General features: G+C 40.6%; 8 protein-coding genes. All 8 read right to left on the bottom strand.

What is annotated here, in order from left to right; all coding sequences use genetic code 11:
• Nucleotides 1–31: 31 nt before the first annotated feature.
• The 8 genes from H7U17_RS04710 to H7U17_RS04675 all read right to left on the bottom strand — a co-directional run bounded on the left by H7U17_RS04710 (nucleotide 32) and on the right by H7U17_RS04675 (nucleotide 13,492).
• The gene (locus H7U17_RS04710) at nucleotides 32–904 is read right to left on the bottom strand and encodes an ROK family protein (protein ID WP_186755384.1); all 873 of its coding nucleotides are present in this window, start codon (nucleotides 902–904) and stop codon (nucleotides 32–34) included.
• A 13-nt stretch (nucleotides 905–917) separates the two neighbouring features.
• Entirely contained in the window at nucleotides 918–3,077 is a 2,160-nt protein-coding gene (locus H7U17_RS04705; protein WP_186755382.1) for a GH92 family glycosyl hydrolase, read from the bottom strand.
• Between the two features lie 183 nt (nucleotides 3,078–3,260).
• A complete protein-coding gene (locus H7U17_RS04700) occupies nucleotides 3,261–4,679 on the bottom strand; it encodes a glycoside hydrolase family 125 protein (protein ID WP_186755380.1) in 1,419 nt (472 codons plus the stop codon).
• A 235-nt stretch (nucleotides 4,680–4,914) separates the two neighbouring features.
• Nucleotides 4,915–6,069, bottom strand: a complete 1,155-nt coding sequence (locus H7U17_RS04695; RefSeq protein ID WP_186755378.1) for a glycoside hydrolase family 76 protein — start codon at nucleotides 6,067–6,069, stop codon at nucleotides 4,915–4,917.
• Between the two features lie 155 nt (nucleotides 6,070–6,224).
• Entirely contained in the window at nucleotides 6,225–7,352 is a 1,128-nt protein-coding gene (locus H7U17_RS04690) for a SusE domain-containing protein (protein WP_186755376.1), read from the bottom strand.
• A gap of 32 nt (nucleotides 7,353–7,384) precedes the next feature.
• Nucleotides 7,385–9,016: a RagB/SusD family nutrient uptake outer membrane protein gene (locus H7U17_RS04685; RefSeq protein ID WP_186755374.1), complete on the bottom strand. Its 1,632-nt coding sequence runs from the start codon at nucleotides 9,014–9,016 to the stop codon at nucleotides 7,385–7,387.
• Nucleotides 9,017–9,028: 12 nt separating this feature from the next.
• Complete coding sequence (locus H7U17_RS04680; RefSeq protein ID WP_186755372.1) at nucleotides 9,029–12,403, bottom strand: SusC/RagA family TonB-linked outer membrane protein; 3,375 nt, start codon at nucleotides 12,401–12,403, stop codon at nucleotides 9,029–9,031.
• Between the two features lie 45 nt (nucleotides 12,404–12,448).
• On the bottom strand, nucleotides 12,449–13,492 hold the full coding sequence (locus tag H7U17_RS04675) for a FecR family protein (protein WP_186755370.1): 1,044 nt from the start codon (nucleotides 13,490–13,492) through the stop codon (nucleotides 12,449–12,451).
• Nucleotides 13,493–13,993: the final 501 nt, after the last annotated feature.

Here is a 13,993-nt window from a genome sequence, read left to right as displayed (position 1 = left end):
TTTGAACATCTGGTTTTTTGGTTCAGAGTCACTAAAACGATTCCTTATACCAAGCACTTCCTGCGCCTATCAAAGCAGCTTGTTCTTCAAGCTCACTTTTCAGCAATGGAATTTTGTGGTACTCTTCATTAAGATTCCTTTTAATAGCAGGAAAAAACAAATCAGAAGACTTCGAAATACTACCACCAATTATGACCACTTCGGGACTTTCTTCCTCAATAAACCTATTCAAATATTGCCCTAAATTACTGCCAAACTCTTCAAAAACTTCTCTGACCCAATCCTTATCCTCTAGGTCCAGCAGCTCCTTCACTCCAGATAATTGATTCTCTGTTTTTTCAAGGTATTTTTTGGCAAACCAACGGGTAGAAAAATGATCTTCAACAATACTTTCACCAAACTTATCTCCCCAACGTCCTGCATCATGGGCCTCAACACCATGATAATAAGCTGTTCCTGCTCCCGTTCCCAAAGTCAATCCAATGGCGCTAGTATAGCCTTTTCCCACGCCAGCAAAAATTTCCCCCTGAAGAAAGCAGGCTGCATCATTTTTAAACTTTATTTGTTTTGGTCCAATCCCCAAAAATCCAGCTAGCAGTTCCATTATATTTTTCCCATACAAAACTTCGTATTTATCCTGCGTACTGCCAATCCAAGAAATTCCATTCTCATAATCGAAAGGCCCTGGCATAGCGACTCCCATACGTACCAAGGATTTATCTCCTTCCATAAGAGGCTCAATAGCCTTGGACCATGAAGTAAGGATTTCCTCTTCACTCCCTTTGGAATTAACATGCTGACGGGACAATTTACCTTCAACAAGTTTACGGGTCACCAAATCCACTTGTCCGACAGTTATATGAGAACCGCCCACATCAACCCCTAGTACCCTGTTTGAATTCATTGTCTTTTATTTGCTATTCAGTTATCAACTCTATTTTTCCGCCCGTTTTGAAAAGTTCATGGGGAATAAAATATCCCTCTATGGATTCACCATTCACTTTTATCCCATTTAACTTCCTTCCCTTGGCAGGATTATGTATCGTAATCGTTTTTCCCTCTGCTGTCTTCCAACTTACTTCATCAAATATAGGAACTGTCACCAAATAGTCTGTATCTGCAGGGCTTAAAGGATAAAGTCCCATTGCCGTCCAAGTATACCAAGACGACATTTCTCCTGCATCATCCATTCCAGACATCGCCAACCCATGCTCTCCAATTCCAAAATAATCTGATAAAAGCTTATCTAGCACTGCTTGAGACTTTTCGGGCTTATCCACAAAATAATAGGAAAAGGGCGCCTCATGGCCAGGTTGGTTGCCTTGACAATACTGCCCCATAAAACCTGATACATTTCTGGCAATATATTCAGGATTCCAAGGTTTTGTAAACAAAGCATCCAATTTTTCTTCAAATGCCCCTTTACCGCCATACATTTTCACCAACCCACGCATATCATGAGGAACATAAAAAGAAACTTGCCATGCATTTGCTTCCCTATACATATATTCATAATAAGGATATTCTGGATTAAATGGACTGATCCAATCCCCATTTTCCAATCTTCCCCGCATAAAATTCACTGATGTATCGAATACATTTCGGTAGTTCTGCCCTCTTTTAATCAAATCCTTATAATGCTCATCATCCCCCATTTCTTTGGCAAACTGTGCAAGGGCATAATCATCATAGGCAAACTCCAAAGTCTTGGATACCCCAGCTTTGGCTTTGGTCTCCACATGAGGATGCTTCACCTCTGGATCAGAAATATATCCTTTTTCAATATATTCTTTGATGAAAGGTCTTGTACCTCCTTCTTTATAGGCATTATTCAGTAAATATTCATAAGCTTTATCAATATCAAAATCTTTGATCCCTCTTCTATATGATCCAGTAATAAATGATGCGGCATGATCACCATGGAAGAATGTAGGAATAAAGCCTGTCCTATGCCCCCTGTCCACTAATGACTGGATTACATCAGCCGTCACCTCTGGCCGCACAATGCTAAGGAGTACTACTTTATTTCGATAGGTATCCCAAAGGGAAGGTAAAGTATAATATCGGAAATCTTCTTTACGCTTTTGGCCTGTTTCATCAGTAAATTCACCATTCACATCACTTCTCAATGCCGGCCACAAAAAAGACCGGTAATAGGAGGAATAGAAAAGCTCTTTTTCCTTTGGCGTACCACCTTTGACTGTAATATGAGAGAGTAGCTTGTTCCACGAATCTACTCCTTCCTGCCTAACTTGCTCAAATGATTTGTCAGCTACTTCCTTTTCCAAATTTTCCTTTGCATTGGCCTCACTCACATAAGATAACCCAATTTGCAATACCACAGGACTATCTCCCCCATCTTTTAAATCCACTGTGGCATATCCATCCCGCTTTCCTTCCTCTATGATATTTACTGTCTCTATTTCATGGCTCAACTTCACATAAAAATGCACCTTATCTCCTCCAACTCGCTGAAACCCTTCCACTACTGTTTTGGAGGGATTGCTGATTTTCCAGTCAGACACCCTATTATTGGCCTTTCCTAAATCAAAAAGTATAGTCCTATCTGTGGCTTTGTCAAAGGTATATTCATGAATACCTGCCCTCAATGTGCTGGTCAATCTCACCTTAACCTTATAATCGTCAAGATAAACCTCATAATAACCCGGAGAAGCTTTTTCTTGATCATGGCTAAAAGCTGACTTAAATGGCTTCGTCGATGACCTTTTTACCGGAAGGATCGGAATATTGCAAAGGTTCCAGTGACCTTTATTGGTATGGGTAAAGCCAATAATTTCATTGTCTTCATATTCATACCCTGCTCCAGAACCAAATTGGGTTATCGGGCTAAGCTGCACCATGGCATTGGGCAGAGAACTTCCAGGATAGGTCAATCCTGCCCAAACTCTCCACCCCTCTGGAGGAGTGTAACCAATTTGAGAAGGGTCAGTCAAGGGAGCAGTCCCTATAAAAGGGTTAACAAACTGGGTGAGGTCAGTTTTATCCTCTTGGGCATTGGCACATCCATATAGATATAATGAAGCTAGAAAAAAAATAAATAGGCTCAATGAACGCATAGGTCTTTTAGGTTAAATCAGTAGGTTAATAGGTTTGAAAGTGTTTTTCAATAGCTAGTAAAAGATATTCAGTAAATAGATATTTAAACAGGCTAGAATACAGGAATCAGAAGGAAGTTCCTCACATAGATTTTAAGAAGATTAAAACCTTTGAAACTTCGTGAGCAACTTCCTTTTATAACATCAAGTTAGCAAATGTGGCTTTTCTTTATATAGTGTATAAATCAGCTCTCCAAACAGGGTATTGGCCCATGCGAACCAGCTTCGGGTAAAATTGTCTGGATCATCTTTATGAAATCCTTCATGCATAAAACCTGTCCCCGCATGAGTGGATTTTATCCATTCCAAACATTGTTTGATTTCCTTATCATCTCTCGCGGTCATGGCCTGCAAGGTGATGCTCATATGCCAGATATAATCCATACCCACATGTGGTCCACCTATTCCTTCGGCTGCCTTTCCAGAGAAGAAATAAGGATTGTCTTCGCTCAAAACAAAGTTTCTTGTGTTTTGATAGATCGGATCATCAATATCCAAACAGCCTAAGTATCCCATACTTAAAAGTGATGGCACATTGGAGTCATCCATAAATAATTTGTTCCCGTATCCATCCACTTCAAAAGCATAGATCTTCCCATGGTCCAAGTGTTCAGATACAGCATACTTTTGAATAGCAGCTTCCACTTCATTAGCCAAATCTTCACATTCCTTGGCTGAAGAACTATCCTTTTTCACTTCTTTATAAATAGTTGCAAGTTGTCTTAAAGACTGTACGGCAAATAGGTTTGAAGGAATTAGAAATGGATATATGGTGGCATCATCAGAAGGTCTAAAGGCAGAACAAATCAGGCCTACCGGCTTCACTGGATTACCATATCCACCTCCTGAAAGCGTATCAGTGGCTCGGGAAGTAGTTCTCTGAAAATGATAGGGTCCATTGCCATCTTTGCGCTGCTGTTCCTTAAAAGTTTTCAATACCAGCTTCATGGCTTTTTCCCAACGATCATCGAAAATAGAAGCATCTCCTGTTTCTTTCCAATATCCATTGGCCAAACGGACAGCATAGCATAGAGAATCAATTTCCCATTTACGCTCATGCAGCTCAGGCTTCATATCAGTATGGTCACTTTGCCATTCGCCTCCTTCTGGGCCATTATTGAATGCATTGGCATAAGGGTCAATGATAATACATTCATTATGTCTATGGATCACTCCTTGGATTAGCTTTTTAAGCTTCTTATCCTTATTTACTAAAGTAACATAAGGCCAAACTTGGGCTGATGAATCACGCAACCACATGGCATGGATATCCCCTGTGATGACAAAAGTATCGGGCTTGCCATTTTTTTCCGAATATTCCACTGTAGTATCTAATGTATTTGGAAAACAGTTCTCAAATAACCAAGCCAATTCCTGGTCTTTGATATTCTTTTTGATTTCCTTAATCGTCTTTTCTACTGCCTTACTGGTAAAATTCCTTTCCGCCATCTTTGGACGGTTGCTTTCTTTTATGGCCATGCTCCCTGCAAAGGAAACTGCTGGTCCCATAGCCACCCCAAATGTGGCTGCCGCACTGGTCTTTATAAAATCCCTTCTGATCATGTAAAATTCTAGTTATGTAGGTTATTATTCTCCATAAACAGGCTAATAAATACAAGCCTACTTTAGAGATAATTTGTAATTGTCCGGAAAATTAATCGATTTAGCTTAGTAATACAAGCAAATTTATTATAGTAATGTTTTAAAAAATATCGTCAGACTTACCACAAAGTATATTAGTAAGACTGACGATATCCTAAGTTTAACTTATCTTCTTGATATGAAATAGATAAACCAATTATTCCAAAACACCATCTCCCTGTAATAAGGCTGCTGCTTCTATTAACATTATTCCTGATAGTTGCGTAGAAAGGTCTACCTGATCACCAGGAAGCTCCCTCCAATAAGGCCCACACAACATATCTGGACGTCTCAATCCTTGTTTATATAAGGTTTCTATATTGAACCTTAAGAAATTCACCAAATCGCCTTTATCGCCATCAGATACAGCAGGTTCCTGAATCAATTCTGTAAAATAGCGAACAAAAATACCTTTAAACAGTCCTCCATCTCCTTGTCCTTCACTTTTCAATATCCCATCTGTCGTCAGTTCGGACCTGTTCATGGCAGATTTGGCTGTTTGCATTGCATCTGTAAGATAGCCACTTTCACCTGTGATTTGGAACAAACGTAGGCCTGAGCCAATCCAAGTTCCTGCATTATAAGTAAAGATCCAATCCGTTTTGACTGTAGGTGTCCCTTCTAACAGTTCAATATGATCCCAAACTAAACCAGTCTGTGGATCCACCAAATTTGCTTTTTGCCAACTATAAAGGTCCTTGGCCCAAGTCAGGTATTTTTCATCTTGGGTAACATTATATAGTCTCGTGGCCAGTACAATAGTTGGACCATTGGAAACGGCATTTTTGAGATTTGGCGTGTCCTTTTTCCAGGTAATTCCCCCACCAAACACTTCACTGTAACTCTCTAAAATATCTTCCCAAAGAAACTCTGCTACTTCCAAATATTCGTCATCATCAGTGGCATTATAAGCCCTGACACAGGCATTGCCTAGCCAAAGCATATCATCATTGAATACATTAGAATAAGTGTCGCCATTTCTAGATTTGATACCATGCAGTAACTTCTTCATTTTATCCAAATATGCTCCATCTCCCGTTCGAGAATAAGCATCTACATAAACATGTAAGGCATGGGCATTGGGCCAATAATTCCCATAGGCGCCTCCTGGATTAAAATTAAAGGTACCATCTTGGGCAATATAGAGTGAATAAGTGCTGTTTTGCATAGAATCCGCTGTTGCCGCATAATCATAACTCACCGCTTCATTCTGTTCAAAATCCTTTCGCAAAGGCCCCAGATCGCTATCCACGCAGGACGAAAGTGTCCCGCTCAAGGCCAGTACAGAAAAGGCTATTTTATATGTTTTCATTTTCTTATTTTTATCAAACCAATAATCATCTTGCACCTCCTTTACAAGCCCCTCACGTTTTCTTCATTGTGAACGGCACAATAGTGAAGTAAAGCCATCTCGCGATGGCTTCTTCCTACGTCCTCGCAAAGGCAGTTTATTGAACTCATCTAAACTTATTCCACTGATACTGTATGGGTATAATTGGAAACCTCTGCGTTAAAAATAATTTGAATATCAGCTGAAGCATTATCCACTTCAGTAGCAAACTTAAAGCAGTTGTTCCAGCGGTCGCTGGTTACAGGTACCATATACCAATAGGCAGGTCCAGTAGACTCATTGGGGCGTTGGTTGTCACCATTTGTGCTGCCAAACCACTCTTCGGAGCTATTGCCTTCTGCGTCAGTTACCATGAAACGGAATTTATACCTTTCGTCTCTGCCCCAACCCTCTTGCTTAAATACCACAGGGAAGTCCTCTACAGACCAAGTTCCATTGGAAGCATAGGGCAAGCCCGTAATAAATTCTCCATCCGGTGCAAACCAAAGCTCCACATTACCAATTTCATGTATTTCAGTAGTTCCATTGGAGAAATCCACGCGGATACGGTATACTTTTTCCTCTCCAGTATATTCCGTTTCTCCTTCAGCTCTCAGCTTTTCTCCCTCGATATAATAGGTACCTGGCTCTCCAGAATTCCTTTCAGCAAAGAAGTATGATCCAGCCTTCAATGAGGTATATACTTCAAATGTATTGGCGCTGGTCTTCTTCATCAAAATGGCATTGGAAAGGTCTTCTCCGGCCTCAGTAGCTGAACCGGTAAGATATAGTTCATCTGGAGCAGGGAAACCAGCTGGTCTTTCCACTTCAACAGTTCTGATGTCCATAATTTCCTGTACATTGATCCCCTTGGAGGACTGAACGGACCATTGCAGCCTCCCCACTCCTTCAGGCTGAATTCCTGCCATTTCTGCGATTCTGTTCAGATCAGAAAATGGTAATGTCAGCGTCCTTTGCATCCCTCTACCATCTGATGGCATTACAAAAAGTGGTTCAGAAAAATCTCCTCCTTCTTCATCAAAAACCACATCGTAAAGTACCACGCCATTATCAGCAGCTTTTGCTGCTTCCCATTCAAAAATAGCTGCGCTCTGAGCGCCCAAATTCATATAGGCATTGTTTTCTGGCGCATACAAACTCTGCACAGGACTAACTTCTGTATGCATCTCAGCGTCTTCTTGACAGCCCCAAAAGGCCATCAATACCATTATTAAGGAAAGAAGTTGATAATTTATATTTTTCATTTTTCTTATTGTTTTCAGGTTATTGATCAGGTTTATTCCCAACCAGTGTTTTGGGTTAAATTTGGATTAAGGTTACGTTCATCACGCGGAATCGGCCATAAGTAATGCTTGGAAGGATCAAAAGATCTTAAGTTGACCCGTAAATAGCCATTGTCTTCAGATGGTGGTCCAAACTGTGCACCATGCGCCCAACCATTTAGCACCTCTTCAGCTATGCGCCATCTTCTGATATCAAATATTCTAAGGCCTTCCATTGCCAACTCTACTCTCCTTTCATTTCGAATGACTTCTCTCCATCCATTTTGTCCCAGATCAGTATCAAAATCCAAGGCTGCCGATGCTTCAAAACCGGCTCTTTCCCGCAATGCTCTAATAGTCTCATTCCAAATAGTTTGGTCCATTTGATTCAGCTCATTTTTGGCTTCTGCATACATCAACAATACGTCTGCATACCTGAACAGCATCAAGTTCAACCCAGAGGCAAATTGGGTGATACGGGAAGGATCAAAATATTTTCGGGTATAATATCCGGTAGTGGTAGACGAAGATCCAGGCACATATTCATCCGGAGCAGATGCATCAGGATCAGTACCGGGCTCAATATAAATGGTGTGCGTTTCTCCATTGTCTTCCCACTCATACAAATGATAGACAATGGTAGCCTTCAACCTTGGGTCACGACGGACGTAAGGATTCCCTTCGTCATAGCCTGAGTTAGGATCCTCGATAGGAAGGCCATTTTCCATCAAATAGCTATCAACCAATTCTTGGGTAGGTGCCAAGGCATTGAGTCTTGCTCCGGCAGAAAGCGGTGCCATATCAAAAAACTGCCCCCATGTACGGAACTGGGGCACATATTGCATACTGAGGATATCCTCCTGATTATATTCATTTTGGGGCATAAATAGGCCTTCATAGGAAGGGAACAGTCCATAACTGCCAAAATCATCACCAAAGATCATTCTTTCTGTTACATCCACGACCTGCTGCCATTCTCCTTCATAGAGATGTACCCTTGCCTTAAGTGCCATGGCTGCTCCACTGGTAATTCTACCTCTTTCCTCCGCTGACAATTCCTGTTGGGTAGGAAGAATACCACTTACTTCAGCCAGTTCATTAACAATAAAATCCAGCACTTGGCTTTTGGGAGTTCTGCTGACTGTTTGGGCTTCCTCTATGGTTATATCCCTATCCAATAAGGGAACATCCCCAAACCAGGTCATTAATTGAAAATGCTGATAAGCACGAATAAAGCGGGCCTCTGCCTTCATGCGTTCCCGCACACTTTCGTCCATACTCTCTACATTATCTATATTTTCCAATAGAATATTGCAAGTTTTGATGGCGCTGTAATTATTGTCCCACTGGCTCTGCAAACGACCAAGAGAAGGATCATAGGTTCCTGCGGCCAATGAAGCTGCTCCTGCATTATCTCCACGCCCATTATAAGCATTGTCCGAAGCACCTTCATTGTAAAAAAAGCGATTGCTATCAAACATCTGCGAATAAGCAGTATTCAACATGCTTTGTGCTTTGGACTCAGAGGTCCAATAAGTCAAATCTGTAAAGGTGTTTTCCGGAGCCAAATCCAGCTCCTTACATCCTGTCCAGAGCAAACTGCAGCATGCTGATAGAATGATTGTATATTTATTGATTTTTTTCATTTTTTTAGGTCATTAAAAGGTGATGTCCAATCCAAAACCGTAATACACCATGGTTGGATATGCTCGGGCACTATTAGCACCGCCACTTCTCATACTGTTGTCAAATTCAGATAATTCCGGATCAACAAAGTCCACCTTGGAAAGTGTAAACAGGTTTTGCCCAGAGAGGTAAGCTCGACAATTTTGCATGCCCAGCTTTTCTGCTAAACCTCTAGGTAGTGTATAACCCAACTGAATATTCTTCAATCGAAGGTAGGCCGCATCAAACAAGTACATGTCAGAGCCTCTTCTGAAATTATTGGTATTGGACTGACTGCCATTATCGGCTAATCTAGGAAAACGCGCATCCGGATTTTGTGGGGTCCAATAATCCAACTGGTGCTCATACATGGTCATGCCATAGTTGAAATGAAAAGGTTCCACCATTTCCCCTCGTATCATCATGGTTCTGCTCCCTACACCCTGTGCAAAAACATTCAGGTCAAAACCTTTAACACGCACATTATAAGTTAATCCAAAGGTCATTCTCGGGAAAGGGTTACCAAAAACGTATTTATCTTCATCATTGATAATACCGTTGCCGTCTACATCCACGTATCGGTTGTCACCAGGTTGAACATTTAAACCTTCTGGCTTAGGTCCGTTTTCAGCCTCATCAATATTCTGGAAGTAACCATCTCTTTTTAATCCCACATAAGAATTGAAAGGATATCCTTCCTTCAACAATACCTGTAGCTCTTCTATTCCTGTAAGCCTTTCCTCTCCTTGAAAGTCCAGTACTTTGTTTTTAGAGTCCGCTAGGTTGAAAGAGAAAGTATGCTCAAATAGATCTCCTCTATGCCTGTAAGTGGTGGTAATTTCCCAACCTTTATTCCCCACTTTTCCGCTGTTGAAGTCCGGCAAAGAGGTACCAAACACACCAGGTACAGCAGGTGGTACTAAAATATCTGAAGTTACCTTATCAAAATAATCCAAGCTCAAGGTCAAAGCTCCATCCAAGAAGTCAAGGTCGGCACCGATATTGAAAGTGGATGCCCTTTCCCACTGAATATTTGGATTGGCATAATTAAAACCTGTGCCACCAACTGCCGAATTATTAAAGCCATAGGCATTTTGGAAAGTAAAGAAGGTGGTCTGATATTGGTAATTCCCTACGTTCTGATTACCCAAGACACCATAAGAAGACCTGATCTTAACTTCACCAAAACGATTGCGGTAATTACTCATAAAAGCTTCTTCAGACAACCGGTAACCTATGGAAGCGGATGGAAAAAAGCCCCATCTTTTTCCTTCCCTGAATTTGGAAGAACCATCATATCGGAAGCTTAATTCCGCGAAATATTTTTTCTCATAATCGTAAGAAACCCTTCCAAACAAGGAGTTCAGACTGTTTTCAGATGAACTTTGATTGGAATTATAAGAATCAGGATTGATGACTGTTTCTGTAACAGGAGTTCCCAGTTCAGGATCTGTAAACCGCTTATAAATAGCTATTCCACGATCACTGTGATTTTCATTTGCCACCCCCACCAAGGCGCTGATCTCATGATACTCAGCAAAGGTCTTGTCATATTGTAGCATCAATTGCGTGTTGAGGTCAAGACCTTTTCGATTTTCATCATTGGTATTCCTATCACCTCCATAAACTCCTCTAGGATAAAAATCTACCTGCATAGTCCTGGCATACATATTATTAGAATACATATTGAAGCCAAATACCCCTCGCATTTTTAGGTCATTTGTCAGTTTAAGATCTCCGCTTATATTACCAAACACATTATCATCAATATGCTCTCTGAAACCACCTTTTTCCAAAATCCCCAATGGGTTGAATTCCTGAAGAATATCATTGGTCAAATACCTTCCCAAAGTATCTTTTTGATTATAATAAAGAGGAACCCTGTTCGCATCTGCCATCAAAGTACCACTGGAATAAGAATGATCCTTGATCAACCTTCTGGTATAAGCAAGTCTAGAACTCATCTTAAACCTCCCAAATTCATTGGTCAGGTTCATACGGAAATTATATCGAGTATAGCCTTTTTCAGGTCCCACGAAATTGCTACGCTGATCAGTATATCCTGCGGAAACGAGATAGGTTGAATTTTCACTACCTCCAGAAACTGATAAGTTATGGTTTTGCTGTATGGCGTTTTTGAATATCTCTTTGGCAAACCATTCCGTGTCACCATTTTCCCTGAATTGACGAATTTCTTCTGGACTGAATACAGCCTCACTCCTACCTGCATTAAAAGCCGATTCATTTCGAAGCATAGCATTCTGATATCCATGTACAGGACTGGTAAAAAATTGAGGGGTATTGACACCCACCAAACCATTATAGGTCACCTTAGGTTTTGTGTTTTTCTCTCCTTGTTTCGTGGTGATCAATACCACACCATTATTTGCTCTGGAACCATAAATAGCTGCGCTACCTGCATCCTTTAGCACCGATACACTTTCTATATCAGAAGGGTTAAGCAGGTTAATATCACCGCCAATTACTCCATCTATTACTATCAAAGGACTATTATCTCCCAAAGTACTGATCCCCCTAATATTCAAATTAATCCCTGCTCCAGGCTCTGAATTACGTTGTTGTACAATCAAGTTCGCCGAGACACCTTGCAAAGCCTGGCTCATGGTTGCTACTGGCCTACCCTCCAATTTCTCCTGCCCTACTTGGTCCACTGCTCCTACTACACTGAGCTTTTTCTGTGTACCGTAGCCCACAACCACGACTTCTTCCAAGGATGAGGTGCTCACATTCAAGGTAATATTGATCACATTACTATTGCCCACAACTACCTTTTTGGATTCAAATCCTATAAAGGAAAAAACGAGTGTAGCCCCCTCGGCAACGTCAATTGAATAATTTCCATTGAGGTCTGTCACGGTTCCTGAACCTGAATCTCCCTCCACTATTACCGTTGCTCCAGGTAAAGGTTCGCCACTTTCATCCACCACTTGTCCAGTAATCTCAATCAAGTCAAGTTTTGCAGGACCATTATTTTCTCTTATAGCACCTTTGTCTTTCAAAATATGGATGGTACTGTTGATCTGTTTAAAGGTTAACTTTGTCTTCCATGAAATTTCTTCCAACACTGAAAGCAATGACTGCTGTTTTGCTTTTATGCTGATCATCGGAGTATTCCTGACTTGATTCAAGTCATAGGCAAATTTGAAATCTGTCTGTTGCTGGAGATTTCTTAGGACTTTTTCGACTGGGACATCCTCCATATTGATGGAAACGATGACGTTCTCCAGGTCTTTTTGCTGGTTGGCGAAAGCTTGCTGACCGGCCATTCCTCCTCCAGCTAAAAAAGCAAGACAAAGAAAACAGCGCAACAGCAACTTCCTCTTGAACACGAGTAGTTTTTCTTTCATTATTTTGGGATTATTTTAATTATATACTTTGGCCACAAAGCCATTTTATTTTTTTATGATCTTTACTTTTCCGTCTTTTATCTCATAGTCAAAACCCAAAGAATACTGCATACCCTTTAATACATTTTCCAGGCTTTCATTCTTGAACTCACCACTGTACTTTCCAACGAAACCAGGGCCATCTTCAAACTCAAACCCGATATTATACCACCGCGATAAGCGTTCAAAAACTCGGGCATAGGGCTCTTCATAAAATTTCAGAATGCGTTCTTTCCACCCTATCAAATGGTTATAATCATAGGAACCTTTAGTAAGGGATTGCTTCTGGGTATCGTAAAAAGTAGCTTCCTCGGGAGTTATCATGGTAGATACACCATTTTCTGTATCTACTTTAACCTTCCCTGTCACCACCGCCACATGGAATTCCTGATCATCAGGATAAGCGCTAACATCAAACGAAGTTCCTAAGACCGTAGTCTTTAAATCACCACTTTGGACACTAAAAGGCAGATCTGGATTTTTGACAACCTCAAAAAATGCCTGTCCCTTCAACTCCACCATACGCCCCTTTTCAAAACTGGAAGGGTATCGTATCTCACTATCCGAATTAAGGGTTATTGCAGAGCCATCAGGTAAATGGACGATTTTCTTCACTCCTTTCGCTGCTGCTTTTGTAATCCAAACGGGTTCTTGTTCATGGTTATTCGATCCTTTTCCGGATTCAAAATAACTCAAAGTCAAAAAGCCCAGTAGAAGTATAGAGGCTGCTGTAGCCAACCACCATTTCAGCTTACTTGAATCTTTGGTATGATTTATTTCCTTTATTTTTTGCTCATGCTCCCATTTAGAATTAAACAGTATAAGATTGTCAAGCATCTTCTCGTGACGCTCCTGCTCCATGGCATATTTATTCTTCCACATCAAGGATTTGGAAAGTTCCTTTGCCCTCAGCATCATTGACTGTTTTTCTGGATATTTCTTGACCCAGGCATTCCAAAACCTATCCAACTCTGCATTGGGGGCTTTAATCCACTTCAGAAAAAGTGGGTGCTTTAAAAAGTCTGATTCATTATTAGGGTCAAATTTCATTGACAGATAAGGTTACTTTAAAGTCTATTTTTCTCTTACATCCTTTAAGAGACATGCACTAAAAAAGTAACCCCATTCAAATGAACTTTTTTTAAAAAATATTATTTCTATATGATGTGTAGATAACTTTTACTTTGTCTTTCAATTTTCAGAGTTACTTTCAACTCATCCCATTTGTTACTTTTTTCCTACAGGTGAAAAAAGTAACAAAAACCTGTCCGCCTAAGGAGGAAACCCCGCAGCGATACATCTATGGTGCTAAAATTAAAGCCCTCCCTCCTACATAGCTGCCTTCGAACTCTTTGTTCAGCATTTCGTCAGACAAATCTACCTACTTGCTTACCCACTTCTTTAATTTCTTAACGCTCAATATCTGTAAGGCGGATTTGCAAATACACTTGAGATCGCGTGCGACAGGCTAGTTAAGATGGTTTTCTTTATTAAAGTTTAGCCACACCATTTCATATAGAACCAAAATATTTAATGAGTATTGATTCTTCA

The organism is Echinicola salinicaeni, from assembly GCF_014280965.1.
Taxonomy (GTDB): Bacteria; Bacteroidota; Bacteroidia; order Cytophagales; family Cyclobacteriaceae; genus Echinicola; species Echinicola salinicaeni.
This window is presented reverse-complemented; position numbering and strand designations above follow the sequence as displayed.